At 68.4% G+C, this 22,908-nt stretch carries 16 protein-coding genes; 10 read left to right on the plus strand and 6 right to left on the minus strand.

The genetic code is table 11. The features are described 5' to 3' along the window. Window positions 1-218 precede the first annotated feature (218 nt). The 4 genes from BLQ77_RS25175 (at window position 219) to BLQ77_RS25190 (ending at window position 8,317) form a co-directional block, all read left to right on the plus strand. The gene (locus BLQ77_RS25175; protein WP_242661863.1) at window positions 219-1,067 is read left to right on the plus strand and encodes a M15 family metallopeptidase; all 849 of its coding nucleotides are present in this window, start codon (window positions 219-221) and stop codon (window positions 1,065-1,067) included. A gap of 4 nt (window positions 1,068-1,071) precedes the next feature. After that, complete coding sequence (locus BLQ77_RS29125) at window positions 1,072-5,931, plus strand: hypothetical protein (RefSeq protein ID WP_207545897.1); 4,860 nt, start codon at window positions 1,072-1,074, stop codon at window positions 5,929-5,931. Between the two features lie 471 nt (window positions 5,932-6,402). Then, window positions 6,403-7,269, plus strand: a complete 867-nt coding sequence (locus BLQ77_RS25185; protein ID WP_089963841.1) for a viral aspartic protease — start codon at window positions 6,403-6,405, stop codon at window positions 7,267-7,269. Continuing rightward, the gene (locus tag BLQ77_RS25190) at window positions 7,259-8,317 is read left to right on the plus strand and encodes a hypothetical protein (protein WP_089963816.1); all 1,059 of its coding nucleotides are present in this window, start codon (window positions 7,259-7,261) and stop codon (window positions 8,315-8,317) included. Before BLQ77_RS25185 ends, BLQ77_RS25190 begins: the two co-directional genes overlap by 11 nt. Before the next feature lie 330 nt (window positions 8,318-8,647). Here BLQ77_RS25190 and BLQ77_RS25195 read toward each other — a convergent pair whose 3' ends face one another. The 6 genes from BLQ77_RS25195 to BLQ77_RS25220 form a co-directional block, all read right to left on the minus strand. Further along, window positions 8,648-9,652, minus strand: a complete 1,005-nt coding sequence (locus BLQ77_RS25195) for a glycosyltransferase family 2 protein (RefSeq protein WP_089963818.1) — start codon at window positions 9,650-9,652, stop codon at window positions 8,648-8,650. Beyond that, a complete protein-coding gene (locus BLQ77_RS25200) occupies window positions 9,649-10,206 on the minus strand; it encodes a methyltransferase domain-containing protein (RefSeq protein WP_089963820.1) in 558 nt (185 codons plus the stop codon). Before BLQ77_RS25200 ends, BLQ77_RS25195 begins: the two co-directional genes overlap by 4 nt. Continuing rightward, window positions 10,203-10,928, minus strand: a complete 726-nt coding sequence (locus tag BLQ77_RS25205; RefSeq protein WP_089963822.1) for a PIG-L deacetylase family protein — start codon at window positions 10,926-10,928, stop codon at window positions 10,203-10,205. The genes BLQ77_RS25200 and BLQ77_RS25205 overlap by 4 nt, the downstream gene beginning before the upstream one ends. Continuing rightward, a complete protein-coding gene (locus tag BLQ77_RS25210) occupies window positions 10,918-12,000 on the minus strand; it encodes an acyl-CoA dehydrogenase family protein (protein WP_242661864.1) in 1,083 nt (360 codons plus the stop codon). The genes BLQ77_RS25205 and BLQ77_RS25210 overlap by 11 nt, the downstream gene beginning before the upstream one ends. A 466-nt stretch (window positions 12,001-12,466) precedes the next feature. After that, window positions 12,467-14,833 carry a trimethylamine N-oxide demethylase gene (locus BLQ77_RS25215; protein WP_089963824.1) on the minus strand — a complete coding sequence of 789 codons (2,367 nt, stop codon included), beginning with the start codon at window positions 14,831-14,833 and terminating at the stop codon, window positions 12,467-12,469. Between the two features lie 76 nt (window positions 14,834-14,909). Further along, a complete protein-coding gene (locus BLQ77_RS25220) occupies window positions 14,910-16,253 on the minus strand; it encodes a trimethylamine monooxygenase (RefSeq protein WP_089963826.1) in 1,344 nt (447 codons plus the stop codon). Between the two features lie 177 nt (window positions 16,254-16,430). On the opposite strand from BLQ77_RS25220, the gene BLQ77_RS25225 reads away from it, so the two are divergent. The 6 genes from BLQ77_RS25225 (at window position 16,431) to glnT (ending at window position 22,881) form a co-directional block, all read left to right on the plus strand. Next, window positions 16,431-17,723, plus strand: coding sequence for an ABC transporter substrate-binding protein (locus BLQ77_RS25225; RefSeq protein ID WP_008887954.1), 1,293 nt, complete (start codon window positions 16,431-16,433; stop codon window positions 17,721-17,723). Beyond that, complete coding sequence (locus BLQ77_RS25230) at window positions 17,698-18,369, plus strand: XRE family transcriptional regulator (protein ID WP_085954154.1); 672 nt, start codon at window positions 17,698-17,700, stop codon at window positions 18,367-18,369. The genes BLQ77_RS25225 and BLQ77_RS25230 overlap by 26 nt, the downstream gene beginning before the upstream one ends. 197 nt (window positions 18,370-18,566) lie before the next feature. After that, window positions 18,567-19,457 carry a class II glutamine amidotransferase gene (locus BLQ77_RS25235; RefSeq protein ID WP_089963828.1) on the plus strand — a complete coding sequence of 297 codons (891 nt, stop codon included), beginning with the start codon at window positions 18,567-18,569 and terminating at the stop codon, window positions 19,455-19,457. A gap of 3 nt (window positions 19,458-19,460) precedes the next feature. Further along, window positions 19,461-20,162, plus strand: coding sequence for a GltB/FmdC/FwdC-like GXGXG domain-containing protein (locus tag BLQ77_RS25240; protein ID WP_008888004.1), 702 nt, complete (start codon window positions 19,461-19,463; stop codon window positions 20,160-20,162). A 10-nt stretch (window positions 20,163-20,172) separates the two neighbouring features. After that, complete coding sequence (locus BLQ77_RS25245; protein ID WP_008887995.1) at window positions 20,173-21,498, plus strand: FMN-binding glutamate synthase family protein; 1,326 nt, start codon at window positions 20,173-20,175, stop codon at window positions 21,496-21,498. A 66-nt stretch (window positions 21,499-21,564) separates the two neighbouring features. After that, window positions 21,565-22,881: a type III glutamate--ammonia ligase gene (glnT, locus tag BLQ77_RS25250; RefSeq protein ID WP_008887907.1), complete on the plus strand. Its 1,317-nt coding sequence runs from the start codon at window positions 21,565-21,567 to the stop codon at window positions 22,879-22,881. The last annotated feature ends 27 nt before the right edge of the window (window positions 22,882-22,908 follow it).

Below are 22,908 nucleotides of genomic sequence, written 5' to 3' on the forward strand. Positions count from 1 at the left end.
GGTGGCAGTGCGTGGCGCTGCCGTGACGAGCTTGTCCCATAGGGCCGCCTTCCATTCCAACGAATGAATCGCAACATCAAACCATGGGATCAAACACCTGAGGCTAGGGGTGATCCTCGCTTCTCAGATGCGACGAATCGGCCTAGGCTCATTCAAATTGCCTTCAATTCTTATTCTTTCCGAGCGCCAATCCCTGGCATTTCCTGGCTTCCTGTTTGATGTTCCGCGCATTACCGACCTTCTGGATCGCCGCCTGTGCCGCGCTTTTCGCGGCAGCCCAGGCTGTCGCCTGCTCCGCCATCGACTTCACCGAGCTGACGCTTCCGCAAGACTCGCGACCGCCCGCGGTACGGGCGCTTCTGGCGGCCTATCCCGACCTGATGCTCTCGCCGGACGGGGCCGCGATCTCGCGCGATGGCGCGAACTGGTTGCCGCTGGGAACCGCGCGGGACATTGGGCCGCGGCAGGCGCTGGTCGATGCCAGCCCGATGGACCAGTTCCTGCAGACCTATCCGCTCGGCTCGTCGCCCGAGGCTCTGGAGCAACGCACCGCGCCGTTCTTCGATCCGGGCCGGTTCCGCAACACGCCGCTCTTCGCGATGCTCTGGTTCTCGTCGGAGGCGGCGGCGCGCAACAGCCTCGTCCGGGTCGGGTTCTCCGGGCTTTCGGACGGCGCCGTGATGGTCACCTCGCACCGCGGGGTCGATTGTCAGCTGCGTGCCGTGGTCGCCCGGCTCGATGGTGGCTCCGGCGCGGTGAAAGCCGCCTTCCGCACGCCCGGCGGCGGGTTCAACTGGCGCCGGATCAGCGGCACCGACCGGCTGAGCGCCCACAGCTACGGCATCGCCGTCGATCTCAATGCCGACCTCGGAGGCTACTGGCGCTGGTCAGGGGCCACCGAGGGACAGGTAGGGGCCTATGACAACCGCATCCCGCCCGAGGTGATCGAGGCCTTCGAGGCCTACGGCTTCATCTGGGGCGGCAAGTGGCACCATTTCGACGGCATGCACTTCGAATACCGACCCGAGCTCATCCTGCACTCCCGCATTGCAGCAAATACGAGGTAACCGAATGCCCGATTTTCTTCGCAAGAGCATGGCACTTGGACTGGCGCTGGCGCTGTCCCTCGGCATCGGAGCAGAGGCGCAGGAGGTGCTGGGCCGCTACACCGCCATGATCACCTCGTCCGACCACTACAATTCCGGCGGTCGGCCGCTGAGCCAGCCGGGCCAGATCCTTGCGCAGGAGCGGGCGAATTACCATCGCTTCGGGATCCGTCAGCCCGAGGACTCGAGCGACGGGGTCTTCGGCGATCGCACGATGCGCGCGGCATTGCCCGACATGCTGTCACGCGGAGAGATGAAGAACGATGCGCGCGCCCTCGTGATGGGGGGCGGCCTCGTTTCGGTCGAGATCATCGGCCGGGGAGGCCGGCCTTACGCTTTGCGGGTGACCTCGGGAACGGGGGACGGCCCCGGTGGCGCCCCTGGGATTTCCTCCGCCGCGGCGCAGCTCGACGGGCGCTGGAGCTTCATCCGCACGACGGGCAGCAGCGCGGCGATGGCGCAGACGGTCGACCCGGTTGCCCGCGTGGCGCTGGAGTGCGCCCGGCCAACGAGCGGTGCCGCGCTCACCGGGATGCTGACGCTCCGGGTCGTGGCGCCTGCCGCTGCCACGCTGCCGACGGGACCTGTCGCGCTTTCGGTGTTTGTCGACGCGGCGATGCAGGGAAACCTGACGATGTCCGCCCATGCCGGTGTCCTGACCGGGACGCTCCCGGTGGGCGCACCGCTGGTCGCGGCGCTCGTCAGCGGCAACCGCCTGAGCCTGTCGACGGGGCAGACACCGGTGGTCGAGGCCGGGCTGTCCGGCAGCTCTGCGGCGCTGGCAATGCTCATGGAGTTCTGTGCGACCCCGGCCGAAGCGCCTCTGAGCGCCGCGCTCATGGCCGCGCCCGAGGTTCCGGCGCCCTTTGCGGGCGGCGCGGCGCCGGTTGCGGGAGGCGATGGCACCACGCCGATGGCGGTCGCCGTCGCGGCGGCTCCGGCCCCGAGCGCGCCGATCGAGCGCGGGCTCGAGGGTGAGGAAGCCGTCGGCAGCCAACTTGGCATCTGGCTTCTCGGGCAGCGGCCGTCGTTGATACGCAACCCGAGCTTCAACCTGAGTTTCCCGCTTCCGGCGGGCTATCCGGACTACGTGCGGCCGGACCATCCCGGCCGCCTGAACCTGCAGGAAGCCTACGAGTTCAACGCGATGGTCGAGCAGACACGCCGCGACTATCTGGAAGGAATCGCCGCGCGGGCCGCGTCCGAGACGATCCCGGAGCATATCACCCTGAAGGTGCCGGCGCGGTTGCTGCGGCGCGAGCCGGGCAAGCCGAACGAGCTTCGACTCGCAGGCTACGGAAAGCTTCTCGTGAATCATGATCTCCAGCCGTCGATCCCGGCGGCGCTGCGGACGCTGCAGATGGACGTCGGCAACAAGATGGCACGGGTGTTCCTGCGGGAAAGCGCACCCCTGCCGCTGCCGCTGCCCGATGAGCTTCGCGCGATGGACCCGCCGCCCGACCCCACCGGGCGCCCCGGGAACGAACTTTTCCCCGCCGACGAAATCTTCCTGCGCGTCACGCTGGCCCTGTCCGACCCGCAGGTTCTGCTGCCCAACGACGTGGAGCGCGCGGGGATCAACCGCGGACCCGCGGCGGAGATCCGTGCGCAGGTGCTCGAGGCCAGACTCTTCCGCAAACCCCGCACGCGCAGCAACGAGCCGCCGGCGCCGGAGACCCTGCTGGCAAGCTGGCGGCGCGACGCGGCGACGGCGACAGCCGGGTCCGCGAACCTCAAGACGCTCGAAGCCTTCGCGGGGACCTATGCCTCGGGGGTCGAGGACGGGCGCCTTCTGAGCCTGTCGAACTGGTATCTGGAAGCGACCGGCGCGCCGCGCACCCTTGGCCCGATGGGCGTCGCGCCCGACGTCGCGGCGCACCACGCCGACCTGATCATCCGGGCGAACGCGGTGCTCGAACGCACCCCGGACCGCGCGTTCGCACCCGACCTGTTGCAAATGCTGCTGGAGCAGCTCGTCGATCCGCTCTCGCGCGATGGCATGGTCCCGCCCGGGTTCTTCGGCGAACGCGGCAGTCTCAACGAGATCACGCAGGCCAAGATCCTGAAGGAGGCGCAGCCCAAGCTTGCCGACTACATCCGGGCCCGCGCGCCCGAGCTGCCCCTGCCCGTGCGCTCGCGCGGGATCGCCCAGTTGGGGAACTACGACATCGGCGCAGAGGTGTTTTCCTATGCTCTGCAGCCCGAAGAGCTGACCTACCTGCCGACACCGTCGCGGAACCGCAGCCTCGACGGGGCGCTCGACGGGCTTGGCGACGCGCTGGCCGTGCCACTCGGCACCGCCGAGGCGCTTCTGACCCAGCTGGAGCAGGATGCAATGCCCGGACGCAGCGTGCCCGCGCGGCTCGACATGCGGCTCGTCTCGGCGCGGGCGGTGCCGCAGACCGGCGGGCCCATCACGCTGGACGAACTTCAGCGTGTCGTGCTGACCTGGGAGCCGGAGACGCTGCAGATCACCGCCGACATGGAGGGCCGGCAGCCGCTCATGACGCGCGATTTCGCCCCGAAGGCCACCGGGGGCGCAGAGGCCCTGCCGGTGCCGGACGAGGTCTACGCCACCACCGCCGAGACGATCCTCGGCGCCTGGGCCTCGCGCCACGGCACGCCGGAGGAGCTGGCCCGCAACCTCGCCTCGAGCAGGGAGTTCCGCCGCCGGATGGGTCAGGTGCCGCAAAGCGTCATCGATGCCCGCGCGCTCGAGGAAGCGCAGCGCGTGATCGCCTCGGCACCGGACAGTTTCTGGATCGGGCTCGCGGTGCAGATGGGCGACTACGACGCCGCAGGCCAGCGGATCCCGCTGAGCGACGTCGCCGTCTTCCCGATCCCCAGCCGCATGGGCGAGAACGTCGACGGGGTGCCGGGGCTGCGTTTTGCCAAGAGCGCCGCCTTCGACCACCTGCCCGCCACGCCCGCCGAATACGAGATGATCACCAGCATCGACGGCCCGCGCAATGCGCTGCTCTTCGCCCATGTCACCCTCGCGGAGGAGCAGGACCGCCGCCGCGGCCTCGAGCTGATGCGGCCCGACCGGCTGCTGTTCCTGCGCGAAGATGGCAACGGCGGCGTGAGCGTGGTGCTGTCAAAGCAGCTGGAAGCCGCCCCGCGGCTCGGACTCGCAGTGCCCGCCGCAGCAGCCGCTTCCGCCGTTCCGGCAGCCGTGGCGCCGGCACCGGCGGACGCCTCCGGCGCGGCAGCGGCTGTGCCCGCATTCTCCGGTCCCGTGCCCGCCTTCACGACGCCGGAGACCCTTTTGCTGGACGGCGAGGGTCTCGATCTGCTGGCGCTGTCGCTTCAACCGGACCTCTACGATGCCCGCGCCTTCCGGCGCATGCTGGTCGAACGCGTCGCCCTCGAGCGCAGGGGCCAGAAGACGGGGAACACCCCGCAATGGGGGCCATTCTTCGCGAACCCGGAGCTCGAGCTGTCCCCGGCGCTGGTCGAGGGGCTGCTCCCGGCCTTCGCCGCGTGGAGCGCCGCCCGTGCCGCCGCCCTGCCCGAGCAGATGCGGCTGTCGGTGGGGCTGTCCGGACCGCACCCGGAAACCGGTTGCCGGGAGGCGCGGCCGCTGCCGCAGGCCTACGTCGCCGATCGCGCCGCCGTCGCGCAGATCGCGCAGATCCTGCCCGGCGCGATGCCGCAAGCGCCGGTGTCCCCCGCCAGCGACGCAACCAAGCCCGGCGGCCCGCCCCTGCACGTGGTGGTGGGCCGACCGTCTCACCCGTCGGGCGCCGGGGGGGCTTCGGAATGCGATTTCATCGAACTTCGCGGAACGTCGAGCGACCTGTCGACCGCCCGCACCGGGATCGACGCCGGAGCGGCACCCTATGTCGATGCGCTGGTGCTGGCGGAGACGCCGCTGGTCGCGCGGGTGACGCCCTCGGGTCCGCAGGCCATAGACTACCTGCTCAGCACGGCGGACGTGAGCCTGCAGCCGCTGACGCCCGGACCCGGCGACCAGCCCGGCCTGCGCGGCGTACTGGTGATCCGGGCCGGGGTGACGGCCGTGGAGACCTGGCAGTTCGACAAGACCACGCGCGGGGTGGTCCGGGCCGAGCGCTACGAAGAGGACGCCTGGCAGAGCCTGCTGCCGTCGCGGGACACCTCCTCCTACGACATCCTCGGGCTGCGCCTCGGCGCGCCGCTGTCCGAGGTCGAGACCATGGTGGCCGGGCGGATGCCGGACGCGGTCCGCCATGTCTCGCCGCCGGTGGCGAAGGCGGGGATCTACGACCATGCCCTGGGCTTCAGCGGCCCCGACCGCCGCGAGGTCATCCTGTCGATCTACGACCCGTCAGACGAGGCCAAGGGCGCCGTCGCGCTCATGCGCTATCGTTACCTGCCGCCGGGCACCGCGACGGTCGACGCGGTCCGCAAGGCGGTGACGGACAAGTACGGCCCGCCCGACCGCGAGAACGGCGACGCCCTGGCCTGGGGCGTCCCTTCGCAGGAGCTCGACCCGAACGAGGTCTGCGGCGGCCACAAGACCCTGCGCGGCAGCAATGCCCTGCGGCTTGCGCCGGAAAAGACCCGGGAAGAGATCATCGCGCAGTCCCCGGACGGGAGCTACCTGCAACCGGAATGGGGTTACTACGGCTGGCCCTCGGCCTTCGCCGACTACGCGGAGTACCAGCGCGCGCAGGCCGAGCCCTATTGCGGCCCGGTGGTGCTGGCCCGGATCCGCAGCGATGCCTACGAGGCGGGATCGGTCGACCTGACGGTCTGGCTTCTCGACAAGCCCGAGGCCGAACGCCGCGCCGCCGCGGCGGCCGAGACGGCGGAGGCGCCGGAACTCGACATGGACCTCTGATCGCCGCGGGCGGCGGTGACCGGCGATCCGGCCCGCCCGCTGATCCGCAACCGTGCCTCTCGGAGCCGGCGTCGCGAAGATCAGGTCCCCGCCTTCGCTGCGGCGGCGCCGCGCGTTTCTCCGGAGCAAGCTTGGATTGCAGCTCTGCGACCGGTACCCCCGCGTTTCACCGGCGGGCACGCGGAGCCATGCCAAACACTCGTGCCTCAGGTCCAGCCTCCGGGGCCGCGGATCAAAAGGGGCAGGGCGCTCCGGCGTGACCGTTCGGTCTCACAAAGACCCTCCGGCGGTCGATCCACGGCAGGCCAGAACGCGGCGGATGGAAGATGCCGGATCGGTGGTGTAAGCGATTCTTGCGGAAGCCACTGCCGCGGCCTGACGAACGAGGCCGCCCGGGGGGCTTCAGACTGGTCATGGGGAAGGAACCGAAGCGTGTCGTCATTGTCCTTGTGTGGGGTCTCGAAAGCCCGCGTGTCTGCCCTCAGGCTTTGCGCCACGGGCATTGTCCTGACCCTGACCCTGGCCGCCTGTGGCGGTGGCGGCGGTGGGGGCAGTTCGTCCGGAGGCAACGCCCCGGCCGCCGGGAAGGACATCGACACCCCGGTCTTCGAGACCTACTCGACCGATCACAACGGCTATTCCCGGGTGCGGCTGCAAACCGGCACCGACGCCGGGGACAACGCGATCCTCGGGCAGTTCGACGATGCCAACCCGGACAGCCCGAGCGGGTATCGCAACCTGATCGCCCAGACCGAGGCGCGCTTTGTCGAGAACATGACGATCGAGGTCATCGCCGAGGTCTCGGGCTCGGGCGACGACGAGAAGATCGAGCGCATCCTGCGACTGACCGCGGATCAGGCGCCGTTCGACAACGTCGACCGGGACGGCAACCTCATTGCCTCGGGGCAGTACTATTTCCGGGGCGGGGCCGAGGTCTATGCCAGCGTCGATGGCGGAAGCCTGCAGCGCGGCGTTGGTGATCTTGAGAACATGATCGTCGATTTCGACAGCGAGACGGTGACGATCAACATCCGGACGCCCTACGATCCCGCCGCAGGGTCCGAGATCGAGACCGCGATCCAGGCCTCGAACCTGTCTCTCAACGTGCTGACCGGCGCCTTCGGCGGGGCCGTCGAGATGACCTCGCGCTCCGCCGACACCGGCCAGCTTCTCTCGTCGACGGGACAGCTGCGCGGCAACCTCAACGGGGACGAGGAAGGCCTGTCGCGCCTCGTCGAGAACATGACGACCTCGGGGCTCTTCACCGCGGGGAGCGATGGCGACCGGCTGCGGGCTGACGGCGTCTTCTGGGGCAGCCAGCTCAACTATGGCGACTAGGCGCCGGCTCGCGGCGCTGCTGTCCTGCCTCCTCGCCATCGCCCCGCAGGTGGTGGCGGCGCAGGCGACGGACCTGTCGTTGCGGGACCTGACGCAACTGGTGACCTCCGAGAGGCTGCGGACCTACGCGCTGGCGCGCGGGCTGGTTTCGGGCGGACCGGATCTTGGCACCGCGCTCGATCTCAAGCAGCTGCTGCGCCGGCAGGGCTTCTACCTCGAAGACACCGGCTGGCAAAGGCTCGTGGCCGAGCAGGCGCTTTATCCCCAGATCAGCTACGTGCCGAACATGAACGGCGGCTCGCCCAACGAACGGCTGGAGTTTGGCGGCCTGACCTTCCGTCTGCGCGACGACCTCGTGGCGCGTGGCGGCTTCGCGGTCGGCGCCACCTACGACGGTGTTCTCCGCTACGGCTGGGACAGCGGGCGGTATCTGCAGCTTCAGGCGCAGTTGGGCGGGCTCTACGCGCCGGAGCCCGACCTGGGCACGACCCGTGCGCGGCTTGCGCTCTGCTCCCGCAACCACGTGACGGAATGGCAGTTCCTCGACCTCTGCCTGACCCACTACGAAGATCGGCGCGAGCTTCAGGACGTGACGCGGGACGAGGCGCGGCTCGGCGTCAGCACGCTCTTCGAGAGCGGGGCGAACCGCCACGAGCTTGGGCTGTCGCTGACCCGCCAGCGCATCGACGAGCGCTATCGCAGCCTTGCGGAGATCGGTCTCGAGTCGGTCTGGGCGGGGTCCGCGACACGGCTTTCGCTCGAGTACGGCGCGCCGACCGGGGACGAGACCGGCGCCTTGCTGACCGCTGCGGGCGAGATCCGCTGGCCGGTCGCCGGACAGGTGGTCGGGCTCGGGCTGTCGCTCTCGCACTCGCCCGAGACGATGTTCCTGGGAGACGCCCGGCGCGATCGCAGCCTCGGCGTGACCGGCCTGCTGGCCATCGACGGCAACCTCGTGCTGACGGCCGCCTACAGCCGGACCTGGTCGACCGTGAGCTTCTTCGAAGACGAACTGGTCAGCTTCGGGGTGTCCTACAGTTTTCCCTGACGGGACAGGGCGCTTGCGTGGCGTGGCGTGTGAGAGGGGCAGGGGCCGTTGTTGCCGTGCGCCATGCCCACGCGACACTGGGCCCGCAGATCCGGCCTCGCTTCCCGGAGATTTCCCGCGCTGACCGTCGCAGCGCGAAAGTCCGCACCGTGATTTGGGGTCTGCTCCAATCTTGATGGAGCAGACCCGGGCGAACGAACCCTTGCACCGAGCTGCGGACCATCGGGCTGCCAAAGGAACCACTAGCGGGCTGCCCGGCCTCGCCAGTCAGACCCTGATCCGCAGCCAGCGCCCCGGGTCCTCGACGGCCTTCGCCCCGCCGGAGCAAAGTCAGTCGCTGCGTTTCCGGGGATCGTCAGGCAGCAGTCCCGCCAGATGGCGCCGCCGGGCGTCGACGCCGGGAAGCGCCCGAAGGGTTTCAACGCAACGCTCGAGCGTGGGCAGATCGGTGCGCGCCCTCGAGAGGGTCAGGCGGGGCGTCGCGATGGGTCGTCCGAGATGGTTCGACACCATGGCGTCGAAGGGCAGCAACGCGCTGTCGACGCTGCAGTCGGCCATGGCGGAGCGTGCGATGATCTGCTCCGCCATGCCGCCGGGCGCGCGGCCGTCGGTCCGCATCGAGGCGCAGACCACCGCGGTTTCGGCACGGATGGGGCGAAGCCCGGCCGCACGGACCCGCTGGATGATGTCCCTGTCCTCGCCGGAGGGGATGGAACGGTAGCCGCCGACCGAGAGATAGGCGCCTCTCTGGAAGCCGAGGTTGGCACCTCCCGCGGTGTTGAGCCCGATGCCCCCGGGGCCCACCGGGTCCATCAGCTGCTCGAACTCCATCGCGAGCGTCGCGAAGGCGGATTCCTCGCGCTGGCGGAGCAGGAAGAGGCTCGGGAAAGAGGCCAGCTCCTGCTCGGAGACCTCGATGCGCCCGAGGACCGCGGGCGCGTCGTGCAGAGCGGATTCCATTTCGGCCTGCCAGTCCGGGTGGGGCAGGCAATCGGCATCGGTGGAGAGAAGAATGCCGGCGCGCGGTGCGGCCTGGAGGGCGATGGCATGTCCGAGACGGCGCGCGCGGCCGACGCCGCCGCGGGCGTAGCGAGCTTCGGCGACGATCATCGGCCAATCGGCCCTGCGTGCCAGAGACAGAGCGACGTCCGCCGTGTCATCGCTGGTGTTGTTGACGGCCAGGACGATCCCGGCGGGCGCCGTGCCGGACTGCGCGAAGAGACCTGAGAGGCAGGCCGCAATGAAGTTCTCTTCGTTGCGCGCGGGCACGACGACGACGGACGTGACCTTGGCGAAGTCGTCCGGCCGCACGGTCTGGACGCGGATCCCCGTCATCGCGCCGCCTCCGCGATGTCGATGCGGTAGTCGGGCCCCGGCCGCAGGCAGCGGAACGCCCGCGGCGTGGCATCACGGTAGAGGTCCAGGGCCTCGTGCCCCTGAAGCGAATTGCCGCTTGGCCCCAGCCAGCTGACGCAGATCAGGTCGGCTTCGGGCCAGCGTCGGTCGATCTGTTCCGCGAGGTCGCGAATCCCCGGCGCGTCCAGGAAATAGAGGATCTCCGACAACAGGATCAGGTCGTGATCGCCGCCCGGCAAGGGCGCGGGAAGGTAGGCCCGGACGAAGCGACCCTGCGGGACGGCCCGCCGGGCGGCGTCGAGCGCGGTCTCGACGGCATCGACGCCCGTATAGCTTTCGCAGCGCGTCGCGATGTGCCGGGCGAGTTCGCCGTTGCCGCATCCAAGCTCGAGGACGGAGCGGTATCTCGGCCTTGGCAGGGCGGCGCAGGTGGCGCGGAATTTCTCCTGCTCGTAGGGGCTTTGGCGAAAATCCCAGGGATCGTCGCTCTCGGCGTAAAGAGCCGCCAGGTGATCCGGTGCCACGCCGCTCATTCCGGGTGCTCCTCGAAGAACAGCTCGTCGCCGTGGAGGAAGAGCCGGACAAAGGGGGGATCGAGCGTGAAGCCTTCCGGGTCGTCGCAGATGATGTCGCCAAACTGGCTCTGGTGTGCGGCAATCGCCCGCGCCTTGATGAGGCGCACGTCCCTGGTGTCGAGGCGAACCTCCCGCGTCTGCGGGAGGCCGGACCGGAAATCGCTGTCCGCCCACCGCGACCAGATGGGATAAAAGAAGAGTCGGGCGCCGGACAGCCGCGCGGCCTGCCGTGCGATCTCGGCGGTCGCTTGATGGTCGCAGTGCGGGTCCGTCGGCGCGGTCGCGAAGAGGCACCGGGCCCCGAGCCGCGACAGCAGGGATGACAGCTGCCGGGCAAGCGCGGGAATGCCGGTGTCGGAAGAGGTCATGCCGGCGTCAGGCAGCCCGAGGCGGGTGATGTCCGCGGGCGAGCCGCCGAGTTCCCTGACCGATGCCTCGAGTTCCGCCGCACGCAGGGAGGCGCGGGCCTCGGCAGGCCAGGCGGTGGATCCGGGATGCGACTGCGTGCCATCGGTCATGAGCACGACGTGGGCCCCGTGGGTGGCGAAGGCATGTGCAAGCAGGCCCCCGCAGCCCAGGGCCTCATCGTCCGGGTGCGGTGCCAGCACGACGATCGGGCGATGCCCGGTCAGGATCGCAAGCACCGTATCGAGCGCGAGGGAGCGGTGCTCACAGGTCATCGTCGAGCCACTCCCTGAGCGGTTTCCCGGATCCAAGGTAGGCCTGCCCCGCGCGCAGCAGGAACGCGTCGCGGGTCGCCTGTCGCATGTAGCAGGCGAGGTCTCGCGCATGCTGGCCGGTCGGGTCGTCGGTCGTGAACATCGACAGGCCGACCGAGCGCTCGACGGCGGCGATGGCGTCCTGCCCGAGCTCTTCGGTGAGCAACCGGCAGGACACCGACAGGACGGCTGCCTCCTCGGGCGCGGCATGGCCATCCGGACCGGAGGCGAACCGCGCGGCCCGCAGGATGGCCGGCCACGCGGCGACCGCCCGGACGGAGATCGGGGCAAGCCGCATCAGGTGGGCTTCCGCGTCCTGCTGTCCCCGCTCGCGCAGCACCCGGCCCGCGTGCTGGATCAGCCCGACGATGCCGCCGAGTGTGACGGCAGCGATGCGCCAGGTGCCCCCGACGAAAAAGGGCTCGACAGTGTAGACGCCGGGGCCTCCGATGGGCTCGGCGGCGAGCCCGTCGCAGTCGAAGGTGCCGGAGCAGGACGCCTGCATCCCCGCCATGTCCCAGCTGTCGTGGTCATGGCGGGCAGGGTCCGACGCGTCGATTAGGAAAAGCTGCAGTTCCGGTCCGCGCCCGGCGGTGACGATGGCCTTGTCGACAAGGCCGAGCCCCGAGGCGAAGCGCTTGGCGCCCGAAAGCCGTCCTTCCGGCGTCGCAGAGACCGGCCGGGCGGGCACGTCCGCGCCCCAGACCCCGAACAACCCTCCGCCGGCGGCGTCCGCCAGTCTTTGCGATGCGACCTGTGGATCGGCGTAGTGGCGTATGAGCTGGAGCGCGTTGGCGTGTCCTTCGAGCAGCCGCCCAAGCGACAGGTCCCGTTCCGCCGCATCCCGCAACGCCCGCGCGAGCGCTTCGCTGCCGACGCCGTCACCCGAGATCGTCTCCGCGAGCCCGCATAATGTGGCTGCCGCATCCGGCGAATGACCGATCGGCGTGCTGTCGGCTGGGCAAGCCTGCGCCAGAGGTTCCTCCGGCCCCGTGGGCGCGGGCGATATCGATTGTCGATTGGCCACAGTCATACGCAACTCCTGAGCTCTTCGGGCGTCGGGGATGTTTCGCAGGTCTGCTGGCTGAACACGGGCGCGCGACCACGGTTCCGGGACGAAAGTGCATTGGGTGCGTTTGCAATCCTTGCATGTCGCAGTTAATTGCGCGGGCCTCTCGGGTGCGCATGCATGACTTGGCCCAACGGCTGAATCGCCTTCCGGACGCCTGCCTTGCGGCGCATGGACATGTCCGGGGACTGGTCGAATCGGGGCACTTCCGATCAGCCCACACGGCAGGAGCATTCGCGTTCAACCGCGGGTGAGGCGATGTGATATTACGGAAAATAAGGGCTTATTTGCAATTGCCTCGTCGCGCCCATGGATGTCGATGATCGCGGGTGTTGGCCCACGGGCGTGGAAACCTCGCTGACCGGACTGCGCGTGGTACCAGAGGATGGCGACTTCGCCCGGGCGCGCGGCGAGACTGACCCCGTCGCCCTCAGCTCCGGGGGCGTGTCTTCTGGGGGTCGTAGTGGGGGAAGCTCGCAACCTTGGCGGGGTAGCGCTTGAGGTGGCCGTCGAGCTGGCCGACCTCGACCTCGGTGCCGACATCGGCATGGGCGACGTCGATCCTCGCCAGCGCGATCCATTGCCCGGTGCGGGGCGAGCGCATGGCGGAGCAGATCTCGCCCACCTGCGCGCGGCCGATGCGGATGCAGTCGCCGTGGGCCACGGCGTTCTGGCCCTCGATCTCGAGACCGACGAACTTGCGGGCGGGATGCTCCTTGCGGCGCAGAAGGGCGTCTCGGCCGACGAAATCCGCGGTCTTGGACTTCAGCGGCACGGTGAAGCCGATGCCCGCCTCGAAGGGGTCGGTCTGGTCCGAGAAATCGTAGCCCGCGAAGACCAGCCCCGCCTCGATCCGTACCAGGTCGAGCGCCGCGAGCCCCATGGGCTTCATCCCCAGCGGCTGGCCCGCCTCCCAGATCGCGGCGAAGACCTCGGCGCCGTCCTTGGGGTGGCAGAAGACCTCGTAGCCGAGCTCGCCGGTGTAGCCGGTGCGCGAGATCACCACCGGCACGCCCTCGGGCCCGCCGAGCCGGGCGGGGGTGAAGCGGAACCAGCCCATCTCGTCAAGCTGCGGCCGGTGCGGCGCGGTCCAGAACAGCGCCGAGATCAGCGCGCGCGATTTCGGCCCCTGCACCGCGAGGTTGTGCATCTGGTCGGTGGAGGAGCGGATCATCACCTCGAGCCCCAGCCGCGCCGCCTCTTCCCGCATCCACGCGCCACCCGCGTCGGTGCCGCCGATCCAGCGGAAATTCTGCTCGCCCAGCCGGAACAGCGTGCCGTCGTCGATCATGCCGCCGTGCGGGTAGCACATCGCCGAATAGACCACCTGTCCGATGCCCAGCGTCTCGACGTTGCGGGTCAGCACCCAGTTCAGCAGCGCCTCGGCGTCGGGGCCGGTGATCTCGAACTTGCGCAGTGCCGAGAGATCCATCACCACCACGCCCTCGCGGCAGGCCCGGTAGCTTTCCACCCGGTCGCATTCGGGGAAGGTGTCGGGCAGCCAGAAGCCGTTGTAATCGGCGAAGTCGCGGGTCATCGCGGCGAAACTGTCGTGGAAGGCGCTTTCGCGGGTCATGATCGGATCCTCGTCGGGGGTCGGGCGCCAGGCGGTGGCGCGGGAAAAGCGCTCGGCCGCGCCATAGGTGCGCACATGAATGTCGGTGAGGTGCCAGCCGTTGGCGGCAGAGGTGTCGTCCGGGCAGGCCGAGGAGACGCAGACCAGATCGGTGAGCGCGCGCAGCAGCACGTAGTCGCCGGGCCGCGACCAGGGTTCGTCCGCGACCATGAGTCCGTGGGCGTCGATGGCAGTGTTGAAGAAGAAGTTGGCCGCCATCCAGCCGGGACGGCCGGGGATGCCGTACGCGGCGAGCTGGCCATTGAAATTGTCCGAGCAGTTGGCGTGGCCGGGATAGCCGATGTCGTCGTAATACTTGGCGTTGCAGGCCAGCGCGAAGGCGTCATGGCGGCCGCAGGTGTCCTGCACGACCTCGACCAGCGGGGTGAGGTCATGATCGAAGTATTTCCCGTGCAGCCCGGGCATCGGGTAGTCGTGGCCCTGGATCGTGCGGGTGGTGGTGACGTCGAGCGGGTGGAAGATGCCACGATCGACCTTGCGGGCGTCGAAGCACTGGAAGTCGGTACACTGGCGCCCGTCCACGTCCATGATCTGGATGAACTCGCCCTTGGCGACGCGATAGGCGCGGGCGGTGGCCGAGGCGACGCGCAGGTCGAGCACCGGATCGGCGAGCGGATCGGGCAGGGCGAATTGCCCGGCCTTGCGCGCCTCGGCGCGGGTGAGGGTGACGGTCAGGGGCGTCGCGGTGGCCTGCGCCTCGAAATCGGGGGCCGGCGCCGGGGCGGCGATGACCAGCCAGCCGGGCGCCTGCGCCGTGGCCTCGGCGCGGTCACCCGCGGGGCTGACATCCGAGAAGAGCCCCACGGTCCGGGCGCCGGCGTCGATGCCGCGTCGCGCCAGGCCCCGCCGCAGCCGGTCGACCCCCGGCGCGCCGCTCTCGAGCACGGACCGGAGGCCATCGCCCGGGGCGTCGGCGCTCAGGCCCAGCAGGCCTGCGTCCACGCGCCCGTCGGGATGGGCGGCCAGCAGGTCGCAGGGCTGGCCGCCCTCGGTGTTGGTGACGGAGACCCGGTCGCCTTGCCTCAGCTCGACCAGCAGCGCCCCGCCGCCGGGGACGGTGTGGCGTTCCTCGCGCGGGGCGAGGGTGTAGGCCGCAGCGCGCCGGGGCCGAGAGGGGCTCGGGGCACCGGGGCGGAAGGGGTGGCCGATTCTGTCGAGCAAGGTCGGTCTCCATCGAAGAAAAAATCCGGGGGCAAACGCGGTCCCCCGGACCAGGGGAAGGGGTGGACGTCCGTCTTCAGTTGCGAAGATAGGCTTCCATGCTGTCGTCGAGCGCGTCCTTCCACGGCGTGTGGTGGACGGGCGCCATGGTGCCGGTGATCACCGATTCATAGCAATTGTTGCGGAAGGCCATGATGTCCTTCGCCTTGTGTTTCTTCCACTGCATGAAGGCCTCGGTGGCGCCGTCGACGTCGAAGCTCGGGTAGTCGGTGTCGGCGATCAGCTCCTTGATGTAATCCGCCTGGTACTCGATGGCGTATTTCACATCGTCCGAGACCTCTTCCCGGACTTCCCGTTCCTTGACGTCGGCTTCCAGCACGGCCTTGTCCTCGGGCACCGCGATGCGGTCCATGATGATGTCGCGGACATACCAGGCCTGGGCGTCGAACATGTTGAAAGTGAACCACTGGTCCTGCATCCCGAGGTAGAACATCTTGGGATTGTGGACGTAAACCACGCCCTTGTAGAGATCCGTGGTCGCCAGCCGGTTCGCGGTCTTCAGGCGCAGGTCGTCCGGCAGGAACGGGAAGTAGTGCTTGTAGCCGGTGCAGAGGATGATCGCGTCGACGTCCTTGCTGCTGCCGTCGCTGAAGTGGACGGTCTTGCCTTCGACGCGCTCCATCGCGGGTTTTTCTTCCCAGTTTTCCGGCCAGTTGAAGCCCATGGGCGCCGAGCGGTAGCAGCTGGTGATCGAGTTGGCGCCGTATTTCCAGCACTGCGACCCGATGTCCTCGGCGGAGTAGGACGCGCCCACCACCAGCACGTCCTTGCCGGCGAATTCGCGGGCGTCGCGGAAATCATGCGCATGCACGATGCGGCCGTTGAACTGGTCGAAACCGGGGTATTCCGGCACGTTGGGCGAGGAGAAGTGCCCCGAGGCGCAGATCACGTGGTCGAAGCGCTCCTTGTAGACGCGGTCTTCGGTCATGTCGTGTACGGTGACCTCGAAGTCGCCCGTCTCGGTGTCGTATTCCACCCAGCGGATGACCGAGGAGAAGCGGATCCACTTGCGGACGTCGGCCTTGAGCACGCGGCCCTCGATATAGTCGAAGAGCACGGCGCGCGGCGGGTAGGAGGCAATCTGCTTTCCGAAGTGTTCCTCGAAGGAATAGTCGGCGAATTCCAGGCCCTCCTTGGGGCCGTTGGACCACAGATAGCGATACATCGAGCAATGCACCGGCTCGCCGTTCTCGTCCACGCCGGTGCGCCAAGTGTAGTTCCACAGCCCGCCCCAGTTCGACTGCTTCTCGAAGCAGACCACTTCCGGGATCTCGGCGCCCTTGGCGGCGGCGGACTGGAAGGCGCGCAACTGGGCAAGGCCGGAGGGGCCGGCGCCGATGATGGCTACTCGTTTGGTCATTGGTGGTCTCCCGTTGGTGTCACTTTATGGTATGAACCAAAAATTAAAATTGGTTCTTTTGGTTGTTACTGGTTTGGTCCAAAAGTTTTCTGCTGGTCAACGAATTTTCTTTAGGGGAATATCCGTGGCGTGGGGAAATGCGCGGATTTGCCCTCATTTTAAGCGACGGGGGACCACATGAGCGCCGTGTCACTGGCCCAACGCCTTGCCGTTTCGGGAAGCCTGCCCCGACTCAGCGTGCAGGATCGCGCGCCCATCCGCATCGGCGCGCTGGTGCCGCTGACCGGTGCAGAGCTGTTCTGGGGGCGGCCGGGGCTCGACGGGTGCCGGATCTGGGTCGACTGGATCAACGAGCACGGCGGCATGATGGTCGGCGGGCGCCGGCATCTGGTGGAGCTGGTCGAGGTCGACAGCGCGCTTGGCGCCGAGGCGACGCTCGAGGCGGCGCGGCAGATGGTCGAGACCCGCAAGGTGAGGCTGGTGCTGACGCTCGGCGGGCGCGACATGGGGCTGGCGCTGGCCTACCTGATGGACCGGCGGGTGCTGACCGCGACGCTGCTGCCCTCGGACCTGTCGCCGGATCACCGCACGCTGATCGCCCCCGCCGAGGTGCATCCCTTCTTCAATGTGACCGGCGTCGAATGGCTGGCGCGGCACAAGCCCGAGGCGCGCCGCGTGGCGCTCTGCTCGCAGGCGGACGAGATGGGGCTGCCCTCGCTCGCCACCTACCGCGCCGCCTGCCGGGTGGCGGGGCGCGAGATCGTGGAAGAGGTCCAGTATGATGCCGAGACCGGCGACGCCGAGGCCATCCTGCAGCAGATGCTGGCGGCAGAGCCGGATGTGCTCTGCTGGTGCTCCTCGGCGCCGCCGATGATCGAGGCGCTGACGGTCGCTGCCTACAAGGCGGGCTTTCGGGGGGAGATACTCGCCTGCACCTGCGATCACTACGACCGCCTGATCGCGCAGACCTCCTCCGCCTTCATGGAGCGCTTCACCTTCCAGTTTCCGGATTTCGACGATCCGGCGCTGGAGCGGGCGGAGTTCTTCTTCCGCCGTCCCAAGACCTTCTTCGACACGTTCAACGAGCGTTTCCCCGACGAATGGACGGCGGTTAGCTGGGAATACGCCGCGATCCTCGACCGCTGGCACGACGCGGTGGAGGTGGCCGACAGCCTCGCCACGCCCACGGTGCTGGCCGCGCTCAAGCGCGGGCGCAGCATGCCGCACACCTTCGGCATGGCGCGCTGGTGGGGCACCGAGGTCTACGGCATCGACAACGCGCTGGTCGGCGACTGGCCGGTGGTGGCGATCCGCGACGGCAAGGCGCAGATCCAGGAGTTCGGCTCGGTGCTGAACTGGCTCGAGGCGCATGGCGCCACGCTGATCGAAGAGCTGGGGGCTACGGGGCAGCTCTGGCACCAGCGCGTGAAACCGGACCTGGCGCATGCCATGTCGGATACGGAGGACTGAGACCTTGCCCATCAAGAAGCGCAGCGCGGCGCTGTCGCAGAACCCCCATGCGGTCGGCGAACCGCGCGAGAAGAACCTCGAGGTGGCTATCGGCCGGCAGGTGCGCGAGCTGCGCAAGCGCCAGCGGATGACCGGCGGCGATCTGGCGGGCAAGACCGGCCTGTCGGTGGGGATGCTGTCGAAGATCGAGAACGGGGTGATCTCGCCCTCGCTCAACACCATGTCGGCGCTGGCCAACGCGCTTGGGGTGCCGCTGGTGCAGCTGTTCTCGGGCTTCGAGGAGCCGCGCGGCGCGATGCACGTCAAAGCGGGGCAGGGGGCCGAGATCGAGCGCGCGGGCACCCGTGCCGGGCATCAGTACAACCTGCTGGGCCATATCGGCTCGAACAACTCGGGCGTGGTGGTGGAACCCTACCTGCTGACGCTCACCGACGAGTCGGAGCGCTTCCCCACCTTCCAGCACGAGGGCATCGAGTTCCTCTACATCCTCGAGGGCCGGGTCAGCTATCGCCACGGCGACCAGACCTATCTTCTGGAGCCCGGCGACGCGCTGCTCTTCGATTCGGACGCGCCGCATGGCCCGGAGGACATTCTCGAGCTCCCGCTGCGGTATCTCTCGGTGATCACCTACCCGCAGGCGGCCTGAGAGTGCTCGGTCTGCTCAAACTCTGAGCGAAATCGGCCGACTTACCGGCGATGCGATCAACAAACGGGCAATTTCCGACTGACGACGGAAATCTCCCTCCGAGGTCGAGAACTTTCTTGAAGAGAAAATAGGTTTCCCCTTAGTGATGTTTTCAGCGGCGCACCCGCGCCAAGGATCTATTCATTGCGGAGGACACCATGTGTGGCATCGTTGGGCTGTTCCTGAAGAAGGATGACCTGCGCCCGAAGCTGGGCGATATGCTGACCGATATGCTCATCACCATGACCGACCGCGGCCCGGACAGCGCCGGGATCGCGATCTATGGCGATGCGGCCGAGGGCAGCACCAAGATCACCGTGCAATCCAAGGCGCCGGAGACCGAGTTCGACGGGCTCGAGGCGGCGCTCTCCGAGACGCTCGGCGCGCCGGTGACCGCGACCGTCGTCGACACCCACGCGGTGCTGATCGTCCCCGAGGACAAGGCCTCCGACGCCATCGCCGCGCTGGAAGACCGCGGGCTGCGCATCATGGGCTCGGGCGCCTCGATGGAGATCTACAAGGAAGTGGGCCTGCCCAGGGACGTGGCCGCGCGCTTCAACCTCCGCTCCATGGGCGGCAGCCACGGCATCGGCCACACCCGCATGGCGACCGAAAGCGCCGTGACCACCATGGGCGCGCACCCGTTCTCGACCGCCGAGGACCAGTGCCTCGTGCACAACGGCTCGCTGTCGAACCACAACCAGATGCGCCGCAAGCTTGCCAAGAAGGGCGTCTTCACCCGCTCGGAAAACGACACCGAGGTGGGCGCGGCCTACATCTCGTCGCGCATCGCCGACGGCGCGTCGCTGGGCGAGGCGCTGGAGGGCACCATCGACGATCTCGACGGGTTCTTCACCTTCGTGACCGGCACCAGGAACGGCTTCGGCGTGGTGCGCGACCCCATCGCCTGCAAGCCCGCGGTGATGGCCGAGACCGACGATTACGTCGCCTTCGCCAGCGAATATCGCGCCTTCGCCGACCTTCCGGGGATCGAGGCCGCCCGTGTCTGGGAACCCGAACCCGCCACCGTCTACTTCTGGGAACGCTGAGCCATGACCACCACTCTGGACAAGACCGTGCTCGACATGACCGCCACGGACCTGCGCACGGTCAACACCACGCTGCAGGCCGCCGCCAAGGCGCAGGCCAACGGCGCCTATGTCATCACCAACCCGCGCGGCAGCCACGCCATGGCCTGCGGCCTCGACGGCCCGCTGAGCGTCACAATCAAGGGCTCGACCGGCTATTATTGCGCGGGCATGAACAAGGAAGCCACCGTCACGGTCGAAGGCTCGGCCGGCCCGGGCGTGGCCGAGAACATGATGTCGGGCACCGTCACCATCGAGGGCGACGCCTCGCAATACGCGGGCGCCACCGGCCACGGCGGGCTGCTCAACATCAAGGGCAACGCGTCGAGCCGCTGCGGCATCTCGATGAAGGGCATCGACATCGTCGTGCACGGCAACATCGGCCACATGTCCGCCTTCATGGCGCAGAAGGGCAACCTCGTGGTGCTGGGCAATGCCGGCGACGCGCTGGGGGACAGCCTCTACGAGGCCCGGCTCTTCGTGCGCGGCGAGGTGAAATCGCTGGGTGCGGACTGCATCGAGAAGGAGATGCGGCCCGAGCACATCGAGACGCTGAAGGCGCTGCTCGAGAAGGCCGGTGCCGACGCCAAGCCCGAGGAATTCAAGCGCTACGGCTCGGCCCGCAAGCTCTACAACTTCAACATCGACCACGCTGACGCTTACTGAGGGCCGCGACATGGACAAGACACCGCAAACCGAGCCGCGCCAGAGCTGGACGTTTTCGAACTCGATCAACTCCGAGATCCGCCGGGCGGCGGCCACGGGCATCTACGACATCCGCGGTGGCGGGGCGAAGCGGCGGGTGCCGCATTTCGACGACCTGCTGTTCCTCGGCGCCTCGATGTCGCGCTACCCGCTCGAGGGCTACCGCGAGAAATGCGAGACCAGCGTGACCCTCGGCACCCGCTTCGCGAAGAAGCCCATTGAGCTGAAGATCCCGGTGACCATCGCCGGCATGTCCTTCGGCGCGCTTTCGGGCCACGCCAAGGAAGCGCTGGGACGCGGCGCCACCATGGCCGGCACCTCGACCACCACCGGTGACGGCGGCATGACCGAGGAAGAGCGCGGCCACTCCGAGAAGCTGGTCTACCAGTACCTGCCCAGCCGCTACGGCATGAACCCCGACGACCTGCGCCGCGCCGATGCGATCGAGGTCGTGGTGGGGCAGGGCGCCAAGCCCGGCGGCGGCGGCATGCTGCTCGGCCAGAAGATCACCGAGCGCGTCGCCGGGATGCGCGACCTGCCGGTGGGCATCGACCAGCGCTCGGCCTGCCGTCACCCGGACTGGACCGGCCCCGACGATCTCGAGATCAAGATCCTCGAACTGCGCGAGATCACCAACTGGGAAAAGCCGATCTACATCAAGATCGGCGGCGCGCGCCCCTACTACGACACCGCGCTGGCGGTGAAGGCCGGGGCCGACGTTGTCGTCCTCGACGGCATGCAGGGCGGCACCGCCGCGACGCAGGACGTGTTCATCGAACACGTGGGCCAGCCGACGCTGGCCTGCATCCGCCCCGCCGTGCAGGCGCTTCAGGACCTGGGGATGCACCGCGAGGTGCAGCTCGTGGTCTCCGGCGGCATCCGCACCGGGGCCGACGTGGCCAAGGCGCTGGCGCTCGGCGCCGACGCGGTGGCCATCGGCACGGCGGCGCTGATTGCGCTCGGCGACAACGATCCCAGGTGGGAAGCCGAGTACCAGAAGCTCGGCACCACCACCGGCGCCTATGACGACTGGCACGAGGGCCGCGATCCGGCGGGCATCACCACGCAGGATCCCGAGCTGATGCAGCGCCTCGATCCGGTGGCTGCGGGCCGTCGCCTGCGCAACTACCTCAGCGTGCTGACGCTGGAATGCCAGACCATCGCACGCGCCTGCGGGCACAACCACGTGCACAATCTCGAACCCGAGGATCTGTGCGCACTGACCATGGAGGCCGCCGCCATGGCCCAGGTGCCGCTTGCAGGGACCAACTGGTACCCCGGCAAGCCCGGCTTCTAAGCCGGATCGAGAGAGGGGCCCGCGGCCCCTCTCTCTCCATCGGGACATGCAACAGGGAACACAAAGATGAGCAAACTCGCAAAATTCGCCGAGGACAACGGCGTCAAGTATTTCATGATCTCCTACACGGATCTTTTCGGGGGCCAGCGCGCCAAGCTGGTGCCCGCCGCCGCCATCGCCGACATGGAAGAGGACGGGGCGGGCTTTGCCGGCTTCGCCACCTGGCTCGACCTGACCCCGGCGCACCCCGACATGCTGGCGGTGCCCGACGAGAACGCGGTGATCCAGCTGCCGTGGAAACCCGAGGTCGCCTGGGTGCCCGCCGACTGCATCATGGAAGGCGAACCGGTCGAGCAGGCCCCGCGCAACGTGCTCAAGAAGCTGATCGCCGAGGCCGCCGAGGCCGGGCTGCGGGTCAAGACCGGCATCGAGGCCGAGTTCTTCCTGCTGACCCCCGAGGGGGATGCGATCTCGGACCCGTTCGATACCGCCGAAAAGCCGTGCTACGACCAGCAGGCGGTGATGCGCCGCTACGACGTGGTCGCCGAGATCTGCGACTACATGCTCGAGCTGGGCTGGGGCCCGTACCAGAACGACCACGAGGACGCCAACGGCCAGTTCGAGATGAACTGGGATTTCGACGACGCCCTCGTCACCGCCGACCGCCACAGCTTCTTCAAGTTCATGGTCAAGTCGATCGCCGAGAAGCACGGGCTGCGCGCCACCTTCATGCCCAAGCCGATCCAGGGCCTGACCGGCAACGGCTGCCACGCCCATATCTCGGTCTGGGATCTCGACGGCAAGACCAACGCCTTTGCGGGCAACGCCGGGGGCCAGATCGGCGAGGTCGGGCTTTCCGAGCAGGGGGGCTACTTCCTTGGCGGCATCATGAAGCACGCCGAGGCGCTGGCGGCGATCACCAACCCCACGGTGAACAGCTACAAGCGCATCAACGCGCCGCGTACCATGTCGGGCGCGACCTGGGCGCCGAACACCGTGACCTGGACCGGCAACAACCGCACCCACATGGTCCGCGTTCCCGGCCCCGGCCGGTTCGAGCTGCGCCTGCCGGACGGCGCGGTGAACCCCTACCTGCTGCAGGCGGTGATCATCGCGGCGGGTCTCTCTGGCATCCGCTCGAAGGCCGACCCGGGCAAGCGCTACGACATCGACATGTATGCCGAGGGTCACACCGTGAAGGACGCGCCGCGCCTGCCTTTGAACATGCTCGACGCCATCCGCGCCTATGACGCGGACCCCGAGCTCAAGGCCATGCTGGGCAACGATTTCTCGGCGTCCTACATCAAGATGAAGCACCAGGAATGGAACTCCTTCGTGTCGCATTTCTCGAACTGGGAAAAGCAGCACACGCTGGACATCTGACCTGCGGGGCGCGTGTCGCGCCTCTGG

The organism is Salipiger thiooxidans, assembly GCF_900102075.1.
GTDB classification, from domain to species: Bacteria; Pseudomonadota; Alphaproteobacteria; order Rhodobacterales; family Rhodobacteraceae; genus Salipiger; species Salipiger thiooxidans.